The following is a 24,776-nucleotide window of genomic DNA, read 5'->3' on the forward strand; positions in this document are numbered from 1 at the left end:
TCACCATTCTTCCCAAAACCCACATCCCGACCCAGACGGAACCGCCCGGCCAATCCTGGTACCGCTGCAGGAGCCATCCGGCATCCTACTGCCACCGCCAGCCGGGATAGTATTTATTCTTAAGGCTCATTCCGGTGCCCTTGGCCCAGCCCATGGGATAGTCTTCCATGGCCACCAGGCACCAGCCCTTTACAGGGCCTTCTTCCTCTGATAGTTCCACTGTCTCCCCTTTCAGGTAACGCACCACCCGTTCATCCTCATGTCCCAGACGGACAACCGTATCAAACTGGTCCGCCTTAAGGGCCATGGCCAGGGCCTGGGATGGCTCGAACCTGCCCTTTTTCAGTTCCCCAAGCAACAGTCCTGTGCGCAGGAACCGCAGGGGCAGGTTCCACTCCAGCCCCTCCGGCAGATAATACACATGGTCCTGATGAAGCACAATCCGTTCCTCATCCAGCTTGAGGGACAGGGATTCCATGAAACGGACCAGGTCGTCCTGGCGTTTCAGGGACTTTAAGGCTTTCGTGTTTTTCCGCCTGCATTCCGCGGGCATGTCCACATCCGTTTTCTTCTTTCTCAGCAGGGCAAGGAAATGTCCCTCTCCCTTCAGCCTGTGGGGAAAGAGCCGCAAACAGCCCTTAAGCCCGATTCCATCCACTGCGCCGGGTACGGCTGACAGATCAAGCATGCACAGCTCCATCTGCGGATAATGTTCCAGTACATACTCAATGTTCCCCTCATCCTCGGTCCGTGAAAAGGTGCAGGTGGAATAAAGCAGCATTCCGCCCGGCTTTAACATCCGGACCGCCTGGCCCAGGATCTGGCGCTGGATGGGTGCGTAGTATGAGGGTCCATTGGAGGCCCAGTCCTTCACCATGTCCTCATCCCGGCGGAACATCCCTTCCCCGGAACAGGGCGCATCCACCAGGATTTTGTCAAAAAATTCCGGCCACACTTCTGCCAGCTTTTCCGGGCTTTCGCTTGTGACGCAGATATTAGGGACCCCGGCCAGTTCCAGGTTCTTAAGAAGCGCCCTTGCCCTGGAATAGCTGATATCGTTGGACACCAGCATCCCCCGGCCCTTCAGCCTGGCTCCCAGTTCCGTGCTCTTGCCGCCCGGCGCCGCACAAAGGTCCAGGACCCGGTCCCCCGGCTTTACCGGAAGCATGGCGGCCGGGGTCATGGCGCTGGGTTCCTGGAGATAATAGAGACCGCAGTAATAAGCCGGATGCTTGGACGGCCGCGGGCCTCCATCTGCCCCTGCTTCACTGCCGTAGTAGAACCCGTTCTCCGTCCACGGCACCGGCTCCAGCTCCCAAGGGACCATTGCCCTCAGCCGTGAAGGCTCCGTCTTTAATGTATTAACCCTGAGTCCCGGCTGAAAGCCTTCCTCAAAGCTCTTAAGATACCTGTCGTATTCATCCCCCAGAAGCAGCTTCATTTCTGCCAGGAATTCCTTTGGGAGCTGTTTTACATCCGTCATCCTTTTACCTCATCCATCCTATAATCCTACTTATCATATCACAATTCACCTGGCCAGGCCACTCTAATATGTAAATGTCAGCCGCCCTTTTTCCAGATACCGGAGAATCCAGTACGGATTCACGCTCATTTCCTCCAGATGGTCCGTCTTGATATAGATGCCAAGATGGAGGTGCACATCAAAATTCCCGGTGGTGCCTTCCGTCTTCCCGTATCCAGTGTCCCCCATATAGCCCAGCAGTTCCCCGGCCTTCACCTGGTCCCCTTCCTTAAAATCCCTGGCATAACCGTACAGATGGGCATAGTAAAGATATGCCCCGCCCGGGCTTCGGATCCCGATGCGCCATCCCCCCATCTCCAGCCATCCAATCCGCTCCACAATCCCGTCGCTCATACTGACAACCGGATAATATCCCCTGGGCATTTTGGAACCCATGATATCGCAGCCCTCATGGTGGCGCTGGCCCTGGCTTTCGCCGTCCGTCCGGTAACTGCGCCCCTCCAGCCATCCATTTTCATAGACCACGTCCGGCGTTCCCTTATCAGAGCTTAACGGCACCGGAAAATACTTAAGGTCCCCCATCACGGTCTCATATGCCTGCCGCAGCTTCCTGTAATCAGCGGGCCTGGCAGCCATAAGGAGCGTATTGCTGTAGGAGCTGTCCTCCACCCCGGTCAGGTCATAATCGTGCTCTATCATAAGCGTGGTAAGCATGTCATAATCAATGGCCTTCTTCTCCGCCAGCATGGTTCCCAGCTTCATTGACCTGAATTCCCCGCTTTCCCAGGTATAGGGGCCAAGCTGGTAATAATCAGGATTCATGATCAGGTAATTGGTAATGGAACACTGGAACACTGCCAGCAGTAATATGAGAATCAAAGGCATAGCCCGCCACCCTTTACAATATATTGTATAAATCATTGTATTCAGGTGCTTATGAAAAAATCCATCTTAGGCTATCTGTCCGTCCTGTGCCTGCTCATGCTTCTGTTCAATCCGGGACTTGCACTGGAGGGCGCGAGACAGGGCATCCTTCTCTGGGGCAATGTGGTCCTCCCCACCCTTCTCCCATTCATGATATGCTCCGGCGTGATTGTTGCCCTTAACGCCATCCACATACTCACAGGCCCCTTTAAACCAGTCCTTTCAAAGGTATTACAGCTTTCGGACCAGGGAAGCTTCTGCCTGATGAGCGGCCTTTTATGCGGATATCCCATGGGCGCCAAGACCACCAGCGAGTTCATGGACAGCGGGCGGATTCCGGGTGAGGAGGGGCAATACCTACTGGCCATCAGCAACCATCCCAGCCCCATGTTTGTCCTTGGCTACGTGCTGGCGCAGATCCGGGTGATTCCGGGCATTGCGGCCTCCTATCCCATATGGGCGGTTGCTGCGGCCCTGTACCTTCCCGTTCTTCCCATATCCATATTAGCAAGGAAATGCTATCACTACAAAAAGAATCCTTATCCCATACCGGATAATACCGAATCAGCTAATCAGCCCTTTTCCTTTGATGACCATATGATGGGCTGCTTTGAGACCATGGTGAAAATCGGCGGATACATCATGCTCTTTTCCATACTTGCCCTGTACCTCACCGTATTTCCTTTTGCCATGCCTCCCCTTTTGCGCCCTGCCCTTTTGGGAGCCGTGGAAATCACCACCGGCATACAGGCCATTGCCCACAGTGTGCCCGGAATGTCCGGCGCAATGCTTATCATCGGCTCTGCTGCCTTTGGCGGCCTGTCCGGCATCTTCCAGACAAAGAGCGTATTAAAAAATGCCGGACTCTCCATCCGGCACTATATGCTATGGAAGCTGATCCACAGCGCATTATCCATTATCCTGTTTTATGTACTGGCCATGCGCTGATAAGGGAAGATGGTCGGATGCCTGTACTACATCTGTTCCTGGTCCGGTTCCTGCTGCATCTCCTGCTCTTCCTGACGGACAATTCCCCCTGACAGCTCGTTGCGGTTGGAGGATACGATGTCATAGCTGGACTGCATGGAGGTCATGAACGCATCAAAACGGCCCTTGGCCCCTTCCATGGTGTGGTTGATGATGGTCTGAAGGCTGCGCAGCATGTCATCCGTATACTGGATGGAACTCTGTCTGATATTGTTGGCATCATTCACGGCAGCATCCACAATGGCCTGGGCCTGGATGCTGGCCTGTTCCACCACCTGGTCCGCATGGGCGTAAGCCTGCTGCATGATTTCATGTTCATTAATCATCTCCGAGGTCTGTTCACTGACCTGGGCCATCATGGAATCCGCCTGTTTCTTGGCGTCCTCCAGCATGGCATCTGCCTGGGCCTGGGCTTCTCCCAGGATTGTATCCTGCTGGCTGATGATCTTCTGGTACTTCTTAATCTCATCCGGAATCCGGAGACGGAGCTCTACCAGCAGCTCTTCCAATTCTTCTTTATTAACAACAATCTTACTGTTGGATAATGCCTGGAATTTACAACTGTCAATATATTCTTCAATCTCGCTGATTAACTGCTCAATTCTACTCATCATATTACTTCTTCTCCTTATCCTGATAAAGAACCATCCTCAGACAAACGCCGCATACCGGGCCATATAAGCGCAGTGCTAGCCTCTCTCCTTCAGTTTCTCCCTCACGCGGGCGGCAATGGCCGGATGAAGGAATTCGCTGATATCCCCGTCGTATTCCGCAATCTCTTTTACAATGCTGGAACTCAAGTAAGAATACTTAAGGTTCGTGGTCAAAAATATGGTATCAACTTCAGGCGCAATCACCCGGTTGGTCTGGGCCAGCTGAAGTTCGTATTCAAAATCCGTGATGGCCCGCAGGCCCCTTACAATGATGGCCGCGCCATTCTGGCGTACAAAATCAATCAATAATCCCTCAAAGGACTGAACCTCCACATTGGGAAGGGAAGCAGTCACTTCCTTTAACATATTAACACGTTCTCCCGCAGAAAACAACGGGGATTTTGCCCTGTTATTCAATACTCCCAGTATGACCTTGTCAAATATCTTGGAGGTGCGCTCAATAATATCGTAATGCCCTAATGTAACCGGGTCAAAACTGCCCGGATAAACAGCTATCTTCATCTATTCTCCCCTGCCAGCAAACACATGCTTGTTGGTCTTGTACTCCTTGCTTTTTATCATGTGGTATCCTTTTTCCTCAAGCCATCCGAAATCAGTTTCCCTGGACGCCTCTATGACAAAGACGGTTTCATCCGATACCATCGGTGAATGGGCCAGATATCCAAGCACCTGCTCCTCATATCCATGATGATAGGGCGGGTCCATGAACACCAGGTCAAACCTGTAGTTATGTCCCTCCAGCCGCTTAAGGCCTGTCAGCACGTCACATGCCATGACCACGGCCCGTTCCTCCAGCCTGGTGGTTCCCAGGTTCTCCCGGATACAGGCTACGGCCTGGGGATTGTTCTCTATCATCACTGCCAGGTCCGCGCCACGGCTTAAAGCCTCTATTCCGATTGCACCGCTGCCGGAAAAGAGGTCTAAAAACTGACAGCCCGGTATCTGGGGCTGCAGCATATTAAACAATGTTTCTTTTATTCTATCCGTGGTGGGTCTGGTATCCATCCCGTCCACTGTCTTTAAAAGCAGCCTTCTGGCGCTGCCTGCGATTACTCTCATTCAATGCTCCTGTTTATCCATACTGCTAATCCGCAGCAAATTTCATTCCAAACAAGTATAATATGAAAATTCCAGATATACAAGGGGTTTTAAGGATTTTTTAGCATTTTTTTCAATACCTTAAGGGTGGTTCCCATCTTAGTTTGAGGTTGGCAGGCCCTGGGCAATCCTGCCCGTGAATTCGGCAATGTTCATGGTCTGCATATATATCTTGCCAGGTCCTGTAAGTCTGGTAAGAAACAGGCCTTCCCCGCCGAACAGCATGTTCTTCACTCCCTTGATTGTCTCAATCTCGTAAGACACCGTGGGTTCAAAGGCAAAAACATTACCCGTATCCACTTTCATCACCTCGCCCGGCGCCAGGGTCTTCTCAACCACATCGCCGTCCACTTCCAGGAATGCCATACCGCTGCCCTTCAGCTGCTGGAGTATGAAACCTTCCCCTCCAAAGAAACCGGCGGAAAGCTTTTTTGTGAATACCGTGCTCACCTCAACCGTGGGCTGGGCGCAGAGGAATGCCCCCTTCTGGCATATAAGGCTGGTCCTTGACATATCCACCGGCAGTATCCTGCCCGGAACCGTGGATGCGAACGCAATGATACAATCCGGCCTGACAGCCGTATAGGTGGCCATGAACAGGGATTCCCCTGTAAACATCCTTCCTATCCCCTTCATCAGCCCGCCTTTTATATTTGAATCCAGGGTCAGGCCCTCGCTCATCCACGCCATGCCGCCGGACTGTGTGTACATGGCCTCCCCGGCATTGAGCCTGACCTCAACAACCGGCAGTGTCTCTCCAAGTATCCTGTAATCCATCCTGTTTTTCCTCCTATATCATGCTGTTTTTCAGTATAACACAGGTTATGGCGGATTACTTTAAGTAAGTCTTAATATTTCCGGTCACTGCATCTGCCGCATCCCTGAACCATTCATCCTCCGGGTCTGACGACAGCACGAAACCTATCCTACCGCACAGGGACTGCAGGTACCTTAATTCCCCCTCTTCCCCCATGGCCAGATATCCGTTTTCGCCCCTATGCCTTAAATGTTCCCTTACCCCGTATTTCAGGCAGTAGTGGACCTCCTGCCTGAGCGCCCTCCTGTAGGGAAGGGGAACCTGGACCTTATCATTGACCACCATTCCTGTCACGGTCTGGCGCACATGACGGGTAAGGATTTTTGTTTTGGATTTATTAAGTTCAAAGCCCATGGACCCTAAAAATCCATTGGCCTTGCCCCACACCATGGAAGCACTGAAATCCCCTGAAAATGTCATATCGTCACAGTACCTGGTATAAACAATCCCCCTGTCCCTGCACCAGCCGTCCATATACGTATCAAAAGGCCTCATCACCAGGTTGGATATGGCTGCGGACGCAGGGGAACCCTGGGGGAGGCGGTCCTGGCAGCAGCACAGGGAGGTAAGGAGCGTTCCCACGGGAACCGGGAAGTACCGGCTGTTGAAGGCGCCCTGATGCACCATGGGAAAGGTAATGCTTCCAAAGAAATCCTTTATATCCAGCTTCAACACCACCGGCTTATCCATATGGGAGGCGGCATTCAACCGGACCGATGCGCCTTTGTGATAAGCCGTGGCGCAGGGGGAAATCTCCAGACCTTCCAGCACATGGTGCAGGATGTTCCTCTGGACAGTCTTAAGAACAGGGTCAGGCGCCATGATATGCCGCACGCCCCCGTCCTTTTTCACAAGCTTGTGTTTCCTGTAATGTTTCTCCGTATGATTGCTGATTGCGTAAAGACAGGAAAGGATCCTCCCATCCGTCCACTCCTCCCCTTCCAGGAGGCGGAGGGACAGGATCATTTCCCTGCAGTGTCCAGCCGTACAGTATTTCCATAAATCCGGTTCACCCATTTTATTTTCCTCATATGAATGTCCATTATAAACAGCACAAAACAGCAGCGGATGATACAAAAAGGGATTCCGTAAGATGCGCAGATGTACAAGCCGCAGGCGTGTGCACATGGAATGTGCAGTTGTACATTGGAGCAGATTACGGTCTTTCGGCCTTACTATCATGATGTTCCTGACAGCGACTCGCTGCCCGGCCGGATCCGTTCAGGATTCCGGAAATGCTATCATTCCGCTGCTGTTTTATGATTTTTTATTGTATCACACCTTGGACAGGGTTGCAACCTGCCAAGGCATACTATATCCCGGAAGATTTTATAGGATTTTCTTCATAAACCCGCCTGCCATCCTGTAATAAGCTTTTTTAGGGAGGAAATCTGCCAGGATTTTTATCAGCTTTCCCGACAGGTCCGGCACGGAGACTACATTTCCCTTTTCAAAACCCTTCATGGCCTCTTCCACCACCGAAAACCTTCCGATGTCTACCGCGATTTCAGTACCCGTTCCATGAAACCGCGTATGCCATCCGCCTTGTCCTCTGTTGAATACCCGTCATCCAGAATCACAGGCGATACCCCGTACAGCAGGAAGGATGCCGCCATGGGTATGCACGCCGCGTCCGTCAGTCCTTTTTCCTTCATTTTGTAAAGCTTTTTTTCCATATATGGTTTCAGCGTCTCACACAGATCAGCGGACAAAAGCTGGTGGAGGCTGTGGTTTTCCTTCTTATGAAAGAACAGGTGATACTTTTCCCTCCTGTTAACAATCATCCTCATTCTCAAATCCAGTCCTATATTAATATACCGGATATCGGAAGATACTATCAGCATAGCACTTTAAAATGAAGCTATCAATGAACATTGTTCATTCGAATCCATGGTCCATGTAAAACCGTTCTCCCAAAATTAGCCAAAAAACGAAAAACCTTCTAGTTTATTATTTTTGAATCATCACATAATAGGATTGTAGCACAAAACAAGCCGCACACAACTCAAACAAAAGCGGCAAATAAATTTTAAGGAGGCGTTTTATTATGTCTAACAATTCTAACAGAACAAACGTACCAGAAGCAAAGGAAGCAATGGACAGATTCAAGATGGAGGTTGCCAACGAAATCGGTGTTCCGTTAACCAACGGATACAACGGTAACCTGACTTCTGCACAGAATGGTTCCGTAGGCGGTTATATGGTTAAGAAGATGATTGAGTCTTACGAGCGTCAGCTGGCAGGTAAATAAATCCTCCGGTCCTGAAGGTTTTAAGAAGTAAGATCTGAACCTTGCTGGAAACAGCAGAAAGTCCCCAGGCTATGTGAACACACGGTCTGGGGACTTTCATTTTATTTCATTGCTTATATCCTAATCCACAATCACAACCTTGCCAATCCGTTCCTTTTCAGCCTTGGCGTCATCCGCATATCCCAATGCGGCCAATCCATAAACCACATGGTTTTCAGGTATTCCAAAGGATGTGAGTACCTGACGCACGGATGGCTCGTCGCAGATTCCCTGAAGCTGGTTGATCCAAACAGAGCCGATACCCATGGAATGGGCTGCCAGGAATATATTTTCCATGGCGCAGGCGTCATCCTCCCGTCCAAAGGGGCTTTCACGGTCATTGCTTGGAATGATGATGGCCTCCGGCTGGTACATATCGTAACCGTCCCTCTTAAGGACTTTTCTGATCACAGCAGCCAGTTCCTGGATTTTCTCCCTGTTTTTTACCGCTGTAAACTGCCATGTCTGCCTGCCCATGCCGCTGGGCGCGTGAAGCGCGGCCTGTATGATCTGCTGCAGCTCCTGCTCCGGTATGGGTTTGTTCAGGAATTTCCTTGTGCTTCTTCTGGTAAGTATGGCGTTCATTGTTTCGTTCATCCTGCATTTCTCCTTTCATTCCTATGCGCCGGCATACCTTGGCTCTTCTTAAGCATCCTTTATAGATTCAGCTTTTCGTAATTCGTGCCCAGATAATCCTCAATTTTCCGCTTCAGCTCCCTGTGTTCCTCCAGCTCCAGCTGAGGGTCCATGTCAAGAAGGCGGTCCACTTCCTCTGATACCCGTTTAAGGATATTGGCATCTGTAAAAATATCAGCCAGCTTAAATTCCATGTCCCCGCTCTGCCTGAGTCCAAAGATATCCCCCGGCCCCCTGAGCTTAAGGTCCTCTGACGCAATATAGAACCCATCATTGGAACGGTTCAGGATGTCCAGGCGTTCCCCCGTATCCTTGTCATGGGAGCAGTTGACCATGATGCAGTAGGACTGGGCTTTCCCACGTCCCACACGTCCCCTGAGCTGGTGGAGCTGGGCAAGGCCGAAGCGTTCTGCATTTTCTATCATCATCACCGTGGCATTGGGTACGTTGACGCCCACCTCAATGACCGTGGTGGATACCAGTACCTGTATCCCTCCTGCTGCAAACCGTTCCATGATTGCATTTTTTTCCTTAGCCTTCATCTTCCCGTGAAGGTATTCCACCGCGATTTGGGAGGGAAGCTCTGTCCGCAGGGACTTTGTGTAATCCAGCACATTCTCGGCCTCAATCATCTCGCTGGCCTCCACCATGGGGCAGATGATGTAGGCCTGGTGCCCCATCTCCACCTGTTTCTGGATAAAGGAATATGCCTTTGGACGGTATCCCGGGTCCACCACACAGTTCCTGATGGCCTGGCGGCCCTGGGGAAGTTCATCAATGACGGAGATGTCCAGATCCCCATAAATGATGATGGCCAGGGTCCTTGGGATGGGTGTAGCGCTCATGACAAGCACATGGGGCTCCTGTCCCTTTGTGCTGAGAAGTTCCCTCTGTCCCACCCCGAACCGGTGCTGCTCATCCGTAATGACCAGGGCCAGATTGTCATAAACCACCTTTTCCTGGATAAGGGCATGGGTCCCGATTATGATATCTGCTTCGTGGCCAGCTATTTTACCATAGGCCAGGCGCTTTTCCTTAGCAGTCATGGATCCGGTCACAAGCACCGGAACCTTCGTGATGCCATGGGCCTCAAAAAGGGAAATCATGGATTCATAATGCTGCCTTGCCAGTACCTCCGTGGGCACCATGAGGGCGCCCTGATATCCATTATATGCGGCCTGGACCAGGGCCAGGATTGCAATGATGGTCTTACCGGAACCCACATCGCCCTGGATCAGGCGGTTCATCACCAGCCCGCCCTCCATGTCCCTGTACACTTCCTCCAGGGCACGTTCCTGGGCTCCTGTAAGGGCGTAGGGCAGGGAGGATTTAAGGGCCTTGGCCTCCTGCACCCGTTTAATCACATAGGGGGAATGCTTATCCTCCCTGTGTTCCTTCATCCGCCTTACGCCCACCAGGAACATGAAGAACTCGTCAAACACAAGGCGTTTCCTGGCAAACAGCAGTTCCGTGCGGTCTGCCGGGAAATGGATGTGTTCCATGGCATAATTGATTTCCGCCAGTTCATACTTCCTTCTGAGTCCGGCAGGCATATATTCCCGTTCCAGCCTGCGCACCTCAAGGGCCTGCTGCTGTGCCTTTACAATCGTCTTATTGCTGAGTCCCCTGGTCTGTCCATAGACCGGCTGCATGGAATGGGCCACCGCCTCATACGCCTCGGGCGTAAATACCTCGGGCTGTTCCATGACCAGCCTTCCACGCTTTCTCACCACCCGGCCCCGGAATACATAGGTCTCCCCTGATTTCAGGTTGGCGCGCATATAAGGCATGTTATACCAGGACACCTGCAGGGAACCGGTAATATCCTTTAACTGTACAGACACAATCTGGATATGGTTCAAACGGACCAGGTCAGCGCCCTTTAGAAGCACCGACTCCACGGCCATCACTGTCTGGTCCTTCAGCTGGCCGATGCTCACCGGGGCCTCATACGTATCGTAAGCCCTTGGATAATAGGAAAGCAGGTCGTCAATGCTGAAAACGCCGAGCTTTTCAAATAATTTACCTGTCTTCTCACCAATCCCCTTTAATGAGTGGACCGGCTGTCCGTTTAACATGCAGCAATATACCTCCTGGAAAAACTATCGTGATGCATCAAGGGCATTGAGTCCAAGCTTGATGCATCCCATGATGCCCTGATTATCCTTAAGGCTGGCCGGAACAATGTAATTGTCCATATCCCCCAGCTCCTCCGTATTAATATATCCGTTTAACATCTCAAGCACCTTGGCCCGAATCATGGGGAACAGCTGCTCCTGATGCATGACGCCTCCGCCCAGGATGATCTTCTGTGGGGACAGCACCAGGATATAATCCACCAGGGCCTGGGCGATGTAGTAGCTTTCAAGTTCCCAGACCTCAGGCATGTCCACCAGTTCCACTGCCTTTTTGCCCCATCTGGCCTCAATGGCAGGCCCGCTGGCAAAGCCTTCCAGGCAGTTCCTGTGATAAGGGCAGATGCCTCCGTCCGGGTCCTCCAGGTGGCGCGGCAGGAAAATATGCCCTCCTTCCGGATGCAGCATGCCGTGAAGCAGGCCGCCGTTCACCCAGACGCCCACTCCCACGCCGGTTCCAATGGTGATATAGATGACACTGTCAAGACCCTTGGCGCAGCCGTAAGTCACTTCACCCAGACAGGAACCGTTCACATCCGTGTCAAGGCCCACCGGTATGCCAAGGGCCTTTTTCAGGCCTCCCACCAGGTCCTTGTGTCTCCATGCCAGCTTTGGTGAATCCAGGATATATCCAAAGGTCCCGGACTCCGTATTCACATCCACCGGCCCAAAGGCCCCGATTCCCAACGCCTCAATCTCCTTATCCTGAAAATACCCAATCAGCTTCGGTATGGTCTCCTCGGGTGTGGTTGTTGGGATTGATATCTGCTCCAGAATCGTTCCGTCCTCTTTTCCAATGGCACACACCATCTTGGTTCCGCCTGCTTCCAATGCTCCGATTAACATATGTGTTCCCCTTTCATTGTGGTGATTCAATGATTGAATTATACAATCATTTCCTGATTTTGGCTAGAGCGTGTTTGAAAATTGCTTTCCGTCAGCTGTGCGTCACACTTTGTGGGAGATTTGGTCCCGATGAGGGAGGCGTAGCGGGCTACGTTGACTGAATCGGGACCAAATATGCCGCAAAGTGGGGCGTGCAGATGGCGGGAATGAATTTTCAAACACGATTTAGATTAAATTGCATCAGGCCCTGACAGAATACACTGTCAGGGCCTTAAAGAAACCGGCAATAGATTTTAATGATTGTTTATTTCCTGCGGCCCAGCACGCGCAGCAGATAGATGAACAGGTTGATGAAATCCAGGTAAAGCTGAAGCGCAGAGAAAATGGAAGCCTTGGCAGCCATCTCCGGAACCTGGCCATAGTACTCATAATATGCCTGGATTTTCTTCGTATCATAGGCAGTGAAAATCAGGAACAGGAAAATGCCGAACATGGATACCCCTGTTTCAAATGCGCTCAAATCGATAAACATGGCCAGCAGCCAGTAGAACACCAGGAAAATCAATCCGCCGACCATGAATGGACGGAGCTTTGCAAAGTTGATATTCCCAAACCAGCCAATAAGGGCCATGATTCCAAAGAACACGGAAGTGATCCCGAATACCATCCACAGGATGGTCAGGTCAAAAATAATCAGATATGCGCAGAACACAAGTCCGTTCAATACGGCATACAGGAAAAACATGGTCCTTGCCAATCCCACGGACATCTTCTCAATCCTGGCTGAAAGGAACAGGACCACGCCGATTTCAGCTGCAAACAGGATATAGTACCAGTAAGGAATGGAGTACACATATGCTATGGCGCCTGTAAACAATCCGCCCACCGCAACCGCAAAGGTAATCAGAAGGCCGGCAAACATCCAGCCAAAAGTCTTGGCCGTGTAGCGTCCAAGGGACTCCCTCTCTACCTGTACTTCATAGGACCGGTTCATCATCTCTTCATTCATATATCATCTCTCCTCTCTTTATTTAAAAAATGAAAACAAAAATATCATATTAAGTATATAGCCCACAAGGGCGGCTATCACGGCCACTGTCCCCAGGATGACGGAGGCCCTGGCAATATTGCCCTTACTGGAGTTCCTGGCATTCTGCCCAAGTGAAATCCCCACGCTCCCAAGAAGGATTCCTCCCAAAGGCGACAGCATGAGCCCCACTATGATCCCCACGATGGAAACAACCATGGCCGGTACCGCATACTTTGCGTGGTCAGGCACCTGTATGGTGACCACCCTTCCGGCTTCCCCTTCCCGGGCCTCCGGTAACGGCTGGTGCAGGAGCCGGATAAGTTCCTCCAGGCTTTCCCTGAACATCTTCTTGGGCAACGCGCCCACAAATCCCTTCAGGGCATTCTCCCTGCGCTTGCCAATCCATGCCTCCAGATGGAACAGGCCATCGGAATATTCGTACCGGATGAACCGTGCGGAGGCCAGGAATCCCTCACCCTCCTGCCACACTTCCTCACCTTTATGGATTTTCTTTTTAAACCCGCCTTTATTCAGATAATCCTCCATCATGAACCGGACAAAGTCCTGGGGCTGGTCCAGCCTTTCATCTCTCGTCCACCTTGCCATATATTCTGTCCTCTTATCATTCCTTTGTCTTTACTCCGCTGTCTTTATTCCGCGGAAATCATATAATAATAAATGGGCTGCCCTCCGTACTGAAGTTCAATCTCCTTATCCGGATACATCTGCTCAGCCTGGCTCACCAGGGCTTTTGCCGCATTCTCAACCACATCGCTTCCATAATATACGGTGACCAGTTCGCAGTCATCATCCAGCATGCACTTTAAGGCATCCATTGCCACCCGTTCCACGGACTTGCCGGCTGCCAGCATCCCATGGTCCCCGATAGCCATGATATCCCCTTCCTCTATCTCCATTCCGTCGATATTGGTGGTGCGTACCGCATAGGTTATCTGGGCCGTCTTTACATTGTCCATCTCCTCTGTCATGGCAGCCAGGTTATCCTCGGCTGACAGGTCAGGCATGAAGTTTACAAGGGCGGTGATTCCCTGGGGCACTGTTTTGGAAGGAATGACGATAATGTTCTTATCTTCAGTCAGGTCCCTTGCCTGCTGGGCCGCCATGATGATGTTCTTGTTATTGGGGAGTATGAAAATATTGTCTGCGTTCACCTTATCGATGGCGTTGAGCATATCTTCCGTGCTGGGGTTCATGGTCTGCCCCCCTTCAATCAGGTAATCCGCACCGATTCCCTTAAATATCTCACTGAGGCCGTCGCCGCTTGACACTGCTATGAATCCGTATGTCTTGCGCTCGTTTGAAGGCTGCCCCACATCCCCGTCATTCCCGGCCGCCTGTTCCCTTGCCAGCCGTTCGGAGTCCTTGATGATACGCTCCTGATGCTCCTCCCTCATGTTGTCAACCTTCATGCGGGACAGGGAACCGTAGGTCAGGGCTTTCTCAAATGCAAGCCCCGGATGGTTGGTGTGCACGTGTACCTTCACAATCTCGTCATCCGACACAACCACAAGTGAGTCACCGATGGATTCCAGATAGGACTTTAACTGGTTTTCATCCTGGTCTGAATAATCCTTTTCCAGATTGATGATGAATTCCGTGCAGTATCCAAACTTGATATCTGCCGTGTCAATATCCGTCAGGGAGGCTGTTTGGGGCTTCTGCGCCGCCGGTCCCTTCTGCTCAGGAACCGCATCCAGCGAAACATCGGCCATCCTGCCTGTGAGTCCGTCAAATGCGCCTTTCACCACCTGCATCAGGCCCTGGCCGCCGGAATCCACCACGCCTGCCTGCTTTAACACGGGAAGCATCTCCGGCGTCTGGTCCAGTACATAGTCGCCGTAAGCAATGACTTCCCTTGCAAATTCCTCTATATCATCTGTCTTGGATGCCATCTCAAGGGCCTTATCCGACATGCCCTTTGCAACCGTCAGTATGGTTCCTTCCTTGGGCTTCATGACAGCCTTGTATGCTGTTTCAGTCCCCCTCACCATGGCGTTGGCCAGGGTTGTGGTATCAATCTCTGTTACGGATTTTATTTCCTTTGTAAAGCCTCTTAATAGCTGTGAAAGGATAACCCCCGAATTACCCCTGGCCCCTCTTAGGGAACCTGAGGAAATGGCCTTTGCCAGCTGGTCCATGGTCGGATTCTCCAGTTCTGCCACTTCCCTTGCGGCTGCCATGATCGTAAGCGTCATATTCGTCCCCGTGTCCCCGTCAGGTACAGGGAACACATTCAGTTCGTTAATCCAGTCTTTCTTGGCCTCCAGGCCTTTTGCTCCTGCCAGGAAGGCGTTCTTTAATTTCCCGGCATCAATTGTACTTATACCCACAAGTTACTTCCTCCTAATCAATCACTCTCACACCTTCCACAAAGATGTTGATTTTCTCAACCTCCATGCCGGTGAATTCCTCTACTCTATATTTCACGCTTTCGATTAAGTTGTCAGATACTGCGGATATGCTGACCCCATAGGATACGATTACATGAAAATCAAAGGATATCCTGTTATCATTAATAACCACATTAATTCCATGGGTCAGGCTCTCTCTTTTAAGCAGTTTGACCAGCCCGTCCTTCATACTGACTGCCGCCATCCCGACAATGCCAAAACACTCTACCGCTATGGTTCCTGCATATAAAGCAATCACGTCCGGGTTGATCTGTATTTCGCCCATCTTATTGCTGATTCTTCCCTTCATACACATGCCTCCATTCATTTACTAGAGACAGTATACACTATTTTCTGAAAAAAAGAAATAAATTTTTGTTTTTTCACTTGCAAATTTTATCACTTTCTGGTATCATACATTTGTTGTGGATTTTTCTTAATGGAAGAATTCAAGTAACGTGCTAAGGAGGTGCAATAGTATGGCTAAGTGTGTAATCTGTGAAAAGGCAGCTCATTTCGGTAACAAAGTGAGCCATTCCCATAGAAGATCCAACAAGATGTGGAAAGCTAATGTTAAGTCCGTTAAAGTCAAGGTTAACGGTGGAACCCAGAGAATGTACGTATGTACTTCCTGCTTACGTTCAGGCCTTGTAGAGAGGGCTTAATGAAACAGAATCCGGGTAGCGTCTGAGGGCATTGTGAAGCTTAACAGCTTTTACAATGCCTTCTTTAATTGTTTATAAAAGAATCTGTTTATAAAAAGGGCTTCCGCGCCAAAAAGCCACCCTGCAGTACTAGATACTGCAGGATGGCCCTGTATACCTATCTTACTTCCTCTTCGAACCGCTCCATCAACAGCAAAAGAGATTATATCCCAATACAAGACAGCCGATAACGAACAGGAAAGTAAAGATTGTCTCCGGAATAAAGAGCAGCACTGCCATCCCAAATCCGAAGCAGAACAGCATAAGACCGCATATTCTTCTCATATCTTAATCATATCCCCCATTCTGCAACAAGCTATACTTCATCATATGCAGAAATCCGGGATTCATTACCTTTGCCGCTTATTTTACCTGCCGGATCCATTTCCTTCAGTCACTTTATATCCATGTGTTCGGTTTTACCCGTATCATAGGCAGATGCAGTGTCCTTTGCAGCCTGCACGGTCTCATCCGACACCGCCGGCTTGCCGCCCATGAACTTATTGATGAAGTCCGGAGCCATGTCAATCACCTTCGTGATGGCATCCTGGTTCTTCACATTGACTAACTTGGTGACCCCGTTCTGGATTACAAGGACAGCGCTGGGGCTCATCTTGGCGCTCATTCCTCCTCCGCCCTTCTGCTTCTGTTTTGCGCCTTCTGCAAATGCTCCGGCCGCCATTCCGCAGGTTACGTCAATGAGGGGGACAATGATGGTCTCTCCAACCTGCACAGGCTCTCCCACCACGGTCTTGGTGGTGACAAACTGGTCCATGCCCTTGAATAATGTTTCTATTGTAGATGTGAACTGATTCTCTGCCATAGTATGTCCTCTTCTCTTTTATTTTATAAAACCGCGGATCATCCTGCGGGTATGTTTATCCATGAACACCTGAAATGCCAGCCACAAAGGATAGGCCAGACGTACCCTGCCCTTAAAACTACCCTCTGCATCCAATACCTTGTCATCAAACACAGGGTATACGGCAAGCTGTTTATGAAAGAACGGATAAATCAGGCTTACGGCCTGAAGCACCTGTCCCGTGGTATAGGGGTCGTCAAAGCCGAATGTGACGCTTCCCTTACCCTTTCGCGGCCAGATATGGGCAATCAGCCGTTTCACCTGCCTGTAAAGCAGCTTAAGGCTGGCCTGGTTCTTCTCATCCTCCAGCCATGCCTTCTTGTCCAGCGCAAACGCCTGCATCCCTTTTAGCTTATCACGGATGCGGGTAAAAGAAAACCTAAGTTTCTCCCACAGGGCCTTTACCCGGGACTTAATCCGCCCGGGAAGGGACAGAAGTTTTCCAAAAGCAGGTGCAGCATCCTTCCCGAACGCCTTCTCCCCGTCCGTCTCCGGATCATCCGGGGCCTTGGTTCCTTCGGATTGTGTTCCACCGGATGTATTTCCTTCATCCGTTTCCACGTATCCGCCCGAAGCCTTCCGCTCCTGCGCTGATTTCCTGAAATTGGCCTCGTCCTCCTCCAGTTCATCATACAGGGTCTGTTCCTCCTGGCCCAGGACATCCTCCGTCCCGTCTTTCACCGCATCCGCCGCGTCCTTTAAGGCATCCCTGTCATGCTTCCTTAACAGGTTGATGCCCAGGACCCTGACCACGAACTTCAGGCCCTCCTTCGTATAAATCGCGCGGAAGGAAAGCAGATGCAAAAACCAGCTGGCCTTCAGGGACAGATCCGGCTCCCCATGCCAGGAAAAATCAGCCTTATACCGGACCGGAACGAACAGTACGGCAAGTATGAGCACCAGCAGGATTCCCAGGATGACCAGAAGGATGATTCCGATTATTTTTAATATCATAAGCAGAATATGGATCATTTTCCCTCCTTAAATATCATCCCGTCTGTCTGCGGCGTCCAGATATCCCATGTATGCATTCCAGTCAAATGCCCCTGTGGCGCGGTACATGTCGTCTACCATGGACCTGACCACCTCACCGGCTTCCCCATACCCTTTTGCCACCCCCAGAATAAGGAAACTGTCATCTTCCCGTTCCTTTTCCGTCAGCAGCAGGACAGGACGTATGTCAAGTATATGATTCCCACTCTCAGGAAGAGTAATCACATATATGTCCGGGGTTGTCTTTCCCTCACGGATTCCCATAAGGACTTTGGCCCTGTTCTTTAAAGCCCTGTCACCCATATACAAATGCTTCCACCAGCGCATGCCTTCATCTCTCCTGTCACATTTAATCAATGCGCCTAAAATATATCATCCGGTTCCAGGTCTTCCTGCTCCATCATGTCTGTGATCAGCTTCATGGTAATTGCTTTTTCCATGTAATCCGTACAGCTTTCCAGACTGTTCCTGATATATTCCCGTACCTCATCCAGCGACTGGAAGAATACCGGAAGGCTGGAAAGGACCTTGGCCATGACGGCACGCACCAGCACCCTTGGCTGCCCCTCAAAGGCAGAGGAAAACTCTTCAAAGAACCGGCTGGCTGCTGCTGAAAGCATTGCCTGGTCCACAAGCTCCCCTGACTCCTGTCCAGCAGACGCAAGGGACATGAAGGAACTTCCTGACAGGAGCATCTCCACCTTATATAGCTTTGAGGCTTCGCCCTCCTGGCCTTTTATATCCCTCAGTTCACCGGACGAAAGCCCGTCCTCCATCCACTGTTCAAAATAAGCTTCCTGGCGTCCTTCCAGCCTGTCCAAAAGCCCTGTGATCCCATCCGGGATAGGTGCATCCGTTCCCGCCTCAAATAAAGACAGGATTCCTGAAAGGATCCGGTTCAGGCACTGTTCTTCGGAAACCTCCATCATGGCGCTGTCCCTGGAGATAAAAAGCACATACAGGTCATTCACCAGCTCCATCAGAAGCATCAGCTCTGCCGTGTCGTCCATCAGCATATGGCCGGCCCGCTTCATCTCATCCGTAAGGTGCCGGTAGGATTCCGGTGTCATGGACCGGTAGTCCGCTGTCCTTAACTCCTCCAGGATGGAATGCAGCTCCTCGTAACCGGTCACCATATCGGCAGGAACATACAGCAGGGCCTCAGAGCGCAGGATATAGAACATGTCATCCAGGCTTTCCCTGGTACTGCCGCGGTATACCGAAAGCCCTTCCTCCACCAGTGAAAAGAATTTATTCCTGGTCAGACGGACCGGAAGCTGCCCAAGGACAGAACGGATCCGTTCATTCACCGTCATGGCATCCTGCGAATCCGTGATATATCCCATGATGCGTTCCGTCATGGCTTCATCGTGGTCTTCCCCCGCCATGTTTCCTACTGGCTGCGGCGCAAACCTCCCCTCCAGCCGGTTCAGCACATACTCGTATGCCTGGAATGCATCGGTATAGGCAGTGGCTGTCTCCATCTCCGCCGCCACCTGGTTCCTCAGTTCCTCCAGGGCGTCCTCTGGGCAGGTTCCATCCAGGAATCCCCGCAGCAGGCCGTGAAAAGCCGCGTTAAGCGGCTCCAGCCTGTTGTCCAGTAATGAGTCCTCCAGCGAAGTCTCATAATACATATAATAATTCAGGGCCAGCCGTGTATAGGAATAATGGCAGGCCGCTGAAAGCTGTCGTTTCATTCTTTTTGTCTGCAATGTCAACAATCTCCCTGTTCTAATATACACAGACGCACCAGATCAAGGGCCTTCATCATGGATTGTTCCCGTATCTTATCCCTGTTTCCCTTAAAATGATATTCCTGCACCGTTACCTTTCCCTTAAGACAGCATGCCATATATACAAGTCCCACCGGTTTCTTATCCGTGCCGCCGTCCGGCCCGGCAAGGCCTGTGATGGCCACGCAGACATCGGTCCGGCTCATGGCAGCGCCTCCTGCCGCCATCTCAGCGGCTGTCTGTGCGCTGACCGCCCCGTAAGCCCTAAGTGTCTCTTCCTTCACTCCTAGAAGACGCATCTTGGCTTCATTGGAATAGGTGACCATGCCCTGCATGAACACCTGGGACACGCCGGAAACATTGACCAGCTTAGCTGCAACCATGCCTCCTGTACAGGATTCAGCCGTTGACATGGTAAGCTTATGCTTCTTTAACAGCTCCACCACCGCCATCTCCAGGCTGACCTTCTCATCCGTGGTATAGATTTTCTCCTTGAACCGCCTGCTGATTTCCACCAGCACCGGTTCAATCAGCGCCTCGGCCTGTTCCCTGTCCCCAGCCCTGGCCGTGATGCGCAGATGCACCTCAGCGGTCTTGGCATACGTTGCAATGGTAGGGTTGGTCTGGCTGTCAATCAGGTCCAGGATCATATCCTCCACCTGGCTCTCGCCGCATCCGCAGATTTTTACCATCCTGGATACAAGGACGGACTGCTGGCGCTTCTGAAGCCACGGGAACACCTGGTCATTGAACATGGGGTACAGTTCTCCCGGAGGCCCCGGCAGCAGGATGGCGGTCTTGTTGTCCCGTTCCAGGATCAGTCCCGGTGCCATGCCGTTATGGTTATCAAGGACCAGCGCCCCCTTTGGGACGGCAGCCATCTTCCAATTGTTATCAGGTATCTCCTTGTATATATTGTTGACAAAAAATGCTTCCAGATGCTTCCTTGTATGCGGGTCTTCCACCAGCTCCATGCCCATGGCCTCAGCGCATACTTCCTTTGTCAGGTCATCTTCCGTGGGGCCGAGGCCCCCGGTCAGTATGATAAGGTCCGAGCGCTCAAGGGCTGTCTCAATCACAGCCTTCATCCGGCCGTAATTATCCCCCACTGTCACCTGGTAATACATATCAAATCCAAGAAGGGCACACTTCTCCGCCAGGAACTGGGTGTTGCTGTTCACAATGTTCCCCATCAGCAGTTCGGTGCCCACTGAAATCAGTTCCGCCGTCATCCTACATGCCTCCCTCAGTGAGAATCCTGTAATTCTTGGCCACATAGTCCACCAGTGAGATGATGGTCAGGGCCACTGCAATCACCACGGTTATATTGGCAACCAGGCGCAGGGCCGGGATATCAAATATCAGCAGGATGACCGCAATCATCTGGAAGGTGGTCTTGAACTTGCCCCAGTAGCTGGCGGCAATCACCACGCCGTTGTCAGCCGCGACCAGACGGAAGCCGCTGATGATGAACTCGCGGCTGATGATCACAATCACGACCCAGGCTGGAAGCTGTCCCAGTTCAATCAGGCAGATAAGGGCGGAACACACCAGAAGCTTATCCGCAAGGGGGTCCATGAACTTGCCAAAGTTAGTGACCATGTTGTATTTGCGGGCAATCTTGCCGTCAAACAGGTCCGTAAGGCTGGCAATGATGAACAGGACATTGGCAACAATACGCATGGTATAGTTATTGCCATGGTCAAACAGCAGTGCAGCTACAAAAAAAGGAATCAAACACACTCTTACAATCGTCAGTTTATTGGGCAGATTCATCGTACACCTCTCCTATCAGATCATATTCAGCGGCTCCGGTCACCTTTACCCTTACAAAGTCGCCAGACATCAGTTCCATCTCAGCATTCACAAATATAAGTCCGTCCACACCCGGGGCATCCATATAAGTCCTTCCCACATAGACAGGCTCATCCACCACCTTCCCTTCAATCAGCACGGTCAGGATACGTCCCACCATGTCCTCACAGTGTCCAAAGGCAATGTCCTGCTGCAGTTCCATGATTTCATCCCTGCGTTCCTCCTTCACCTCCTGGGGCACCTGGTCCGGATAAGAATATGCAGGGGTGTCCTCCTCTGCGGAATAGGCAAATACCCCCAGCCGTTCAAATTCCATCTCATTGACAAAGTCCATCAGCTCCTCATGGTCTGCCTGGGTCTCCCCCGGGAACCCGGAAATCATGGTGGTGCGCAGCGCTATATCCGGTATCTCCTTTCGCAGCTTCGCAATGCGTTCCGTCAGTTCCTCACGGTTGGTCCTTCGCCCCATGCGCTTAAGGATCCGGTTGCTGGCGTGCTGGATTGGGATGTCCAGATAATGACAGACCTTTTCTTCTGAGCGTATGGCTTCAATCAGCTCGTCCGTAATCTCTTCCGGATAACAGTACTGGATCCGTATCCACTGGATGCCCGGAATCTGCGCCAGCTCATGCAGCAGCTTTGGAAGGGACTTCCCACCATAGATATCCTTGCCGTAAAGGGTGGTTTCCTGGGCTACCAGGATCAGTTCCTTTACCCCGCCGCTGGCCAGCTGCCTGGCTTCCTCCAGAAGCTGCTCCATGGGCACACTGCGGTAAGGCCCCCTCAGATAGGGGATGATGCAGTAGGTACAGCGCTTATCACATCCTTCCGCTATTTTTAAGAACGCATAATATCCGCCCGTGGTCACTACCCGTCCCGCCTGGGTGTCAGGAAGTTCCCCCAGGTCATGGAAGCTGGTCAGATGGGTGATTCCCTTGCCCTCCAGCACCTGTTTCACAATCCCAGCCACATCCTCATAGGACGTGGTGCCCAGGATGGCATCCACCTCAGGAATCTCATCCAGGATTTCCTGCTTATATCGCTGGGCCAGGCAGCCTGTCACGATCAAGGCCCTGCAGGCCCCTTCTTCCTTTAAACGCGCCATTTCCAGGATGGTATTCACACTTTCTTCCTTGGCGTCGCCGATAAAGCAGCATGTGTTGACCAGGATTACATCCGCTTCCATCTCATCATCTGTAAATGTAAAACCGGTCCCGCCCAGCAGTCCCAGCATTTTCTCCGTATCCACAAGGTTCTTATCGCATCCCAGGGACACGCAAAATAATTTCATGTTTTCCATATGTCAAATTTACTCCTAATGAACATTTAAGCCATCTCTGCTGTGCCCGCAGTGCCGGGAATGACCCTGCCTGCTGCGGTGTACAGGAGACGGCTTATGATTTTATGCGTTCTGGTTCTCATCTTCCTCAGATGGGTTTTCCTCTTCCGGAAGGATTTTCACCTTCTGGTGGTACAGTTCGTCAATGGCTATGGACAGCGGCTTCTTGCCTGCGGCGCCGCTTACCATGGGGTCTTCCCCCCCGATGATCTGTCTGGCACGTCTGGAAGCTGCAATGACAATGGAATAGCGGCTCTGTACCACAGGCTGCTCTCCTGGCTCGATATCGCTGTTAACTACGTCAATTAAATCGGTGTATGATGGATGTAACATATTACATTCCCCTTTCAATCTTTATATTTTATTTTCTGTCATCCAAGTGATATAAATCTTCCCGCATCCTGCTCAAGAAATCCAGGTGATAGGAGGTCTTATTGTGCTGGAGCTGGATCAGCTGATGCATCTGCTCCACACAGGACTGGATTTCATCGTTAATCAGCAGATAATCATATGCCTCCATACCTGCCGCCTCCTCTGCCGCGCGGCGCAGCCTTGCGTTAATGACCTCAATGGTCTCCGTGCCGCGTCCAACCAGACGGCGGCGCAGTTCCTCTGCACTGGGAGGCGTCACAAAGAGAAGCAGCGCGTCCGGAAAACGCTTTTTGACTTTCAGGGCGCCCTGGATTTCAATCTCCAGGATCACATCCTTGCCTTGTGCCATCTTCTTCTCAACATAATCCTTTGGGGTTCCGTAATAATGATTGACATACTGGGCATATTCCACCAGTCTGTTCTCCTCAATCATCTGCTGGAAATGCTCCTTTGTGACAAAGAAATAATCCTCCCCGTCCTTTTCGCCTTCCCTGGGCTGCCTTGTGGTGGCTGATACGGACAGCGCATAGTTATCGTATTGCTTCAGCAGCTCCTTCATAAGTGTTCCCTTGCCTGCACCGGAAAAACCGGATACAACCACTAATATTCCCTGATGGCTCATGGTGTACTCTCCTGACTTTCGTGCTGCATTTTATTCGATATTCTGTATCTGCTCCCTGACCTTTTCTATCTCGGTCTTAAGGGCAATGGCCTTGTCCGAAATCGACAGGTCGCTGGACTTGGAAAGGATGGTGTTGGCTTCCCGGTTCATCTCCTGGGCAATGAAATCCAGCTTACGTCCAACGCTCCCGCCGCTTAACAGGTCCTTCCTCGTGTTCTCAATATGGCTTCTCAGACGTACCGTCTCCTCATCCACGCAGATTTTATCCGCATAAATGGTAACTTCCGCCGCAATCCGGCCCTCATCTATGGCTGTGCCGTTTAACAGCTCCTGGACCTTGGCCTCCAGCTTGGCCCTGTACTCTGTCAGTATCTGGGGTGAACGCTCTTCAATGTAATCCACCAGGCCGGTCATATAATCCAGTTTGCCCAGAAGGTCATTCTTTAAATGCTCTCCTTCCACCTCCCTGGACTGCACGAACTTCACCGCAGCCTCCTCAAGTGCCGCTGACAGGATCCCCCACAGATGTTCCTCATCGTCCGGCGCCTGCTCCATGGAAAATACCTCAGGGAACTTGGCCAGTGTGGAAACCTTCACATCGTTCTGTATGCTGAATTCTTCTGCCATCTTGTTGAAATAATCCATATATTCAGCTGCCAGCGCCCGGTTGTACTTAAGGCACATGTTGCCTTCTGTATAGTCCTCATAGTTGATGAACAGGTCAACCTTTCCCCTCTGGATGTATTTCTTAAGAAGGGTCCTGATGGAAGCTTCAAAATAATTAAACTTCTTCGGCATCTTAATACTCAAGTCCAGATATCTGTGATTCACGGCTTTCATTTCGACAGAAATCCTATATTCATCGGTTATATTCTCGCACCTGCCGAAACCAGTCATGCTTTTTAACATAACGAATGCCTCTCTTTCGCTTTTATCCATAGTTAGATAGTATTATAATTCATCTGGGGATTCAAGTCAAGGAAATGATTGGGGATGGGGTTGTAT

General features: G+C 51.1%; 29 protein-coding genes and 2 pseudogenes. 4 read left to right on the forward strand and 27 right to left on the reverse strand.

What is annotated here, in order from left to right; translation table 11 throughout:
* Window positions 1-85 precede the first annotated feature (85 nt).
* Both LK536_RS31105 and LK536_RS31110 read right to left on the reverse strand, forming a co-directional pair.
* The gene (locus tag LK536_RS31105) at window positions 86-1,483 is read right to left on the reverse strand and encodes an RsmF rRNA methyltransferase first C-terminal domain-containing protein (RefSeq protein ID WP_227794917.1); all 1,398 of its coding nucleotides are present in this window, start codon (window positions 1,481-1,483) and stop codon (window positions 86-88) included.
* Window positions 1,484-1,546: 63 nt separating this feature from the next.
* On the reverse strand, window positions 1,547-2,368 hold the full coding sequence (locus tag LK536_RS31110; protein ID WP_227794918.1) for a M23 family metallopeptidase: 822 nt from the start codon (window positions 2,366-2,368) through the stop codon (window positions 1,547-1,549).
* Window positions 2,369-2,419: 51 nt separating this feature from the next.
* Here LK536_RS31110 and LK536_RS31115 point away from each other — a divergent pair, with 51 nt between their 5' ends.
* Window positions 2,420-3,355, forward strand: coding sequence for a nucleoside recognition protein (locus LK536_RS31115; RefSeq protein WP_227794919.1), 936 nt, complete (start codon window positions 2,420-2,422; stop codon window positions 3,353-3,355).
* Window positions 3,356-3,381: 26 nt separating this feature from the next.
* Here the strand turns inward: LK536_RS31115 and LK536_RS31120 are convergent, their stop codons facing one another.
* From LK536_RS31120 to LK536_RS31150, 7 genes are all read right to left on the reverse strand, one after another.
* Window positions 3,382-4,008 carry an ATP synthase subunit B family protein gene (locus tag LK536_RS31120; protein WP_025482022.1) on the reverse strand — a complete coding sequence of 209 codons (627 nt, stop codon included), beginning with the start codon at window positions 4,006-4,008 and terminating at the stop codon, window positions 3,382-3,384.
* A gap of 75 nt (window positions 4,009-4,083) precedes the next feature.
* The gene (gene coaD / locus LK536_RS31125) at window positions 4,084-4,569 is read right to left on the reverse strand and encodes a pantetheine-phosphate adenylyltransferase (protein WP_008725522.1); all 486 of its coding nucleotides are present in this window, start codon (window positions 4,567-4,569) and stop codon (window positions 4,084-4,086) included.
* Window positions 4,570-5,127, reverse strand: a complete 558-nt coding sequence (rsmD, locus tag LK536_RS31130) for a 16S rRNA (guanine(966)-N(2))-methyltransferase RsmD (protein WP_008725521.1) — start codon at window positions 5,125-5,127, stop codon at window positions 4,570-4,572.
* 138 nt (window positions 5,128-5,265) lie between these two features.
* A complete protein-coding gene (locus tag LK536_RS31135; protein ID WP_008725519.1) occupies window positions 5,266-5,943 on the reverse strand; it encodes a TIGR00266 family protein in 678 nt (225 codons plus the stop codon).
* 55 nt (window positions 5,944-5,998) lie between these two features.
* Window positions 5,999-7,000 carry a reverse transcriptase family protein gene (locus tag LK536_RS31140; RefSeq protein WP_227794920.1) on the reverse strand — a complete coding sequence of 334 codons (1,002 nt, stop codon included), beginning with the start codon at window positions 6,998-7,000 and terminating at the stop codon, window positions 5,999-6,001.
* A 312-nt stretch (window positions 7,001-7,312) separates the two neighbouring features.
* Window positions 7,313-7,447: a hypothetical protein gene (locus tag LK536_RS31145; protein WP_268886849.1), complete on the reverse strand. Its 135-nt coding sequence runs from the start codon at window positions 7,445-7,447 to the stop codon at window positions 7,313-7,315.
* Between the two features lie 32 nt (window positions 7,448-7,479).
* Window positions 7,480-7,827: a hypothetical protein gene (locus LK536_RS31150; RefSeq protein ID WP_506092020.1), complete on the reverse strand. Its 348-nt coding sequence runs from the start codon at window positions 7,825-7,827 to the stop codon at window positions 7,480-7,482.
* A 203-nt stretch (window positions 7,828-8,030) separates the two neighbouring features.
* Here LK536_RS31150 and LK536_RS31155 point away from each other — a divergent pair, with 203 nt between their 5' ends.
* Complete coding sequence (locus LK536_RS31155; protein WP_008725513.1) at window positions 8,031-8,234, forward strand: alpha/beta-type small acid-soluble spore protein; 204 nt, start codon at window positions 8,031-8,033, stop codon at window positions 8,232-8,234.
* A gap of 120 nt (window positions 8,235-8,354) precedes the next feature.
* Here LK536_RS31155 and LK536_RS31160 read toward each other — a convergent pair whose 3' ends face one another.
* The 4 genes and pseudogenes from LK536_RS31160 to LK536_RS31175 all read right to left on the reverse strand — a co-directional run.
* Window positions 8,355-8,870: a nitroreductase family protein gene (locus LK536_RS31160; RefSeq protein WP_227794922.1), complete on the reverse strand. Its 516-nt coding sequence runs from the start codon at window positions 8,868-8,870 to the stop codon at window positions 8,355-8,357.
* Window positions 8,871-8,929: 59 nt separating this feature from the next.
* On the reverse strand, window positions 8,930-10,987 hold the full coding sequence (recG, locus tag LK536_RS31165) for an ATP-dependent DNA helicase RecG (RefSeq protein WP_227794923.1): 2,058 nt from the start codon (window positions 10,985-10,987) through the stop codon (window positions 8,930-8,932).
* A 24-nt stretch (window positions 10,988-11,011) separates the two neighbouring features.
* Window positions 11,012-11,890, reverse strand: a complete 879-nt coding sequence (locus LK536_RS31170) for an ROK family protein (protein ID WP_227794924.1) — start codon at window positions 11,888-11,890, stop codon at window positions 11,012-11,014.
* Window positions 11,891-11,928: 38 nt separating this feature from the next.
* Window positions 11,929-12,048 (reverse strand): annotated as a pseudogene (locus LK536_RS31175) (DUF6783 domain-containing protein); the annotation flags it as partial.
* Here LK536_RS31175 and LK536_RS31180 point away from each other — a divergent pair.
* Window positions 12,025-12,141 (forward strand): annotated as a pseudogene (locus tag LK536_RS31180) (DUF6783 domain-containing protein); the annotation flags it as partial. The pseudogenes LK536_RS31175 and LK536_RS31180 sit on opposite strands and share 24 nt — an antisense overlap.
* 53 nt (window positions 12,142-12,194) lie before the next feature.
* On the opposite strand, the gene LK536_RS31185 reads toward LK536_RS31180, so the two are convergent.
* Genes LK536_RS31185 through LK536_RS31200 form a run of 4 tightly spaced genes read right to left on the reverse strand, consistent with a single transcriptional unit; the run spans window position 12,195 to window position 15,641 of the window.
* Window positions 12,195-12,899, reverse strand: a complete 705-nt coding sequence (locus tag LK536_RS31185; RefSeq protein ID WP_008725505.1) for a Bax inhibitor-1/YccA family protein — start codon at window positions 12,897-12,899, stop codon at window positions 12,195-12,197.
* Between the two features lie 18 nt (window positions 12,900-12,917).
* A complete protein-coding gene (locus LK536_RS31190; protein WP_008725503.1) occupies window positions 12,918-13,526 on the reverse strand; it encodes a hypothetical protein in 609 nt (202 codons plus the stop codon).
* 44 nt (window positions 13,527-13,570) lie between these two features.
* A complete protein-coding gene (gene fakA, locus LK536_RS31195) occupies window positions 13,571-15,271 on the reverse strand; it encodes a fatty acid kinase ATP-binding subunit FakA (RefSeq protein ID WP_227794925.1) in 1,701 nt (566 codons plus the stop codon).
* Between the two features lie 13 nt (window positions 15,272-15,284).
* On the reverse strand, window positions 15,285-15,641 hold the full coding sequence (locus tag LK536_RS31200; RefSeq protein WP_007864323.1) for an Asp23/Gls24 family envelope stress response protein: 357 nt from the start codon (window positions 15,639-15,641) through the stop codon (window positions 15,285-15,287).
* Between the two features lie 169 nt (window positions 15,642-15,810).
* On the opposite strand from LK536_RS31200, the gene rpmB reads away from it, so the two are divergent.
* Entirely contained in the window at window positions 15,811-15,996 is a 186-nt protein-coding gene (gene rpmB / locus LK536_RS31205; RefSeq protein WP_007864321.1) for a 50S ribosomal protein L28, read from the forward strand.
* A gap of 433 nt (window positions 15,997-16,429) precedes the next feature.
* On the opposite strand, the gene LK536_RS31210 is transcribed toward rpmB, so the two are convergent.
* The 10 genes from LK536_RS31210 to LK536_RS31255 all read right to left on the reverse strand — a co-directional run bounded on the left by LK536_RS31210 (window position 16,430) and on the right by LK536_RS31255 (window position 24,680).
* Window positions 16,430-16,858, reverse strand: coding sequence for a GerW family sporulation protein (locus LK536_RS31210; protein WP_008725492.1), 429 nt, complete (start codon window positions 16,856-16,858; stop codon window positions 16,430-16,432).
* Window positions 16,859-16,876: 18 nt separating this feature from the next.
* Window positions 16,877-17,851 (reverse strand): DUF2953 domain-containing protein, encoded by a 975-nt coding sequence (locus LK536_RS31215; protein ID WP_506092021.1) that lies wholly within the window; start codon window positions 17,849-17,851, stop codon window positions 16,877-16,879.
* A 27-nt stretch (window positions 17,852-17,878) separates the two neighbouring features.
* Entirely contained in the window at window positions 17,879-18,217 is a 339-nt protein-coding gene (locus LK536_RS31220) for a hypothetical protein (protein ID WP_331472076.1), read from the reverse strand.
* Window positions 18,218-18,252: 35 nt separating this feature from the next.
* On the reverse strand, window positions 18,253-19,602 hold the full coding sequence (locus LK536_RS31225; RefSeq protein WP_227794927.1) for a hypothetical protein: 1,350 nt from the start codon (window positions 19,600-19,602) through the stop codon (window positions 18,253-18,255).
* 2 nt (window positions 19,603-19,604) lie between these two features.
* On the reverse strand, window positions 19,605-20,855 hold the full coding sequence (locus LK536_RS31230; protein ID WP_227794928.1) for a competence/damage-inducible protein A: 1,251 nt from the start codon (window positions 20,853-20,855) through the stop codon (window positions 19,605-19,607).
* A 1-nt stretch (window position 20,856) separates the two neighbouring features.
* The gene (gene pgsA, locus LK536_RS31235; RefSeq protein WP_008725482.1) at window positions 20,857-21,399 is read right to left on the reverse strand and encodes a CDP-diacylglycerol--glycerol-3-phosphate 3-phosphatidyltransferase; all 543 of its coding nucleotides are present in this window, start codon (window positions 21,397-21,399) and stop codon (window positions 20,857-20,859) included.
* The gene (rimO, locus tag LK536_RS31240) at window positions 21,383-22,729 is read right to left on the reverse strand and encodes a 30S ribosomal protein S12 methylthiotransferase RimO (RefSeq protein ID WP_474912136.1); all 1,347 of its coding nucleotides are present in this window, start codon (window positions 22,727-22,729) and stop codon (window positions 21,383-21,385) included. The genes pgsA and rimO overlap by 17 nt, the downstream gene beginning before the upstream one ends.
* A 111-nt stretch (window positions 22,730-22,840) precedes the next feature.
* Entirely contained in the window at window positions 22,841-23,110 is a 270-nt protein-coding gene (rpoZ, locus tag LK536_RS31245) for a DNA-directed RNA polymerase subunit omega (protein ID WP_008725479.1), read from the reverse strand.
* 28 nt (window positions 23,111-23,138) lie between these two features.
* Complete coding sequence (gene gmk / locus LK536_RS31250; protein ID WP_227794930.1) at window positions 23,139-23,771, reverse strand: guanylate kinase; 633 nt, start codon at window positions 23,769-23,771, stop codon at window positions 23,139-23,141.
* 30 nt (window positions 23,772-23,801) lie between these two features.
* On the reverse strand, window positions 23,802-24,680 hold the full coding sequence (locus tag LK536_RS31255; protein WP_008725474.1) for a YicC/YloC family endoribonuclease: 879 nt from the start codon (window positions 24,678-24,680) through the stop codon (window positions 23,802-23,804).
* Between the last annotated feature and the right edge of the window lie 96 nt (window positions 24,681-24,776).

The organism is Clostridium pacaense, from assembly GCF_020709765.2.
Taxonomy (GTDB): domain Bacteria; phylum Bacillota; class Clostridia; order Lachnospirales; family Lachnospiraceae; genus Enterocloster; species Enterocloster hominis.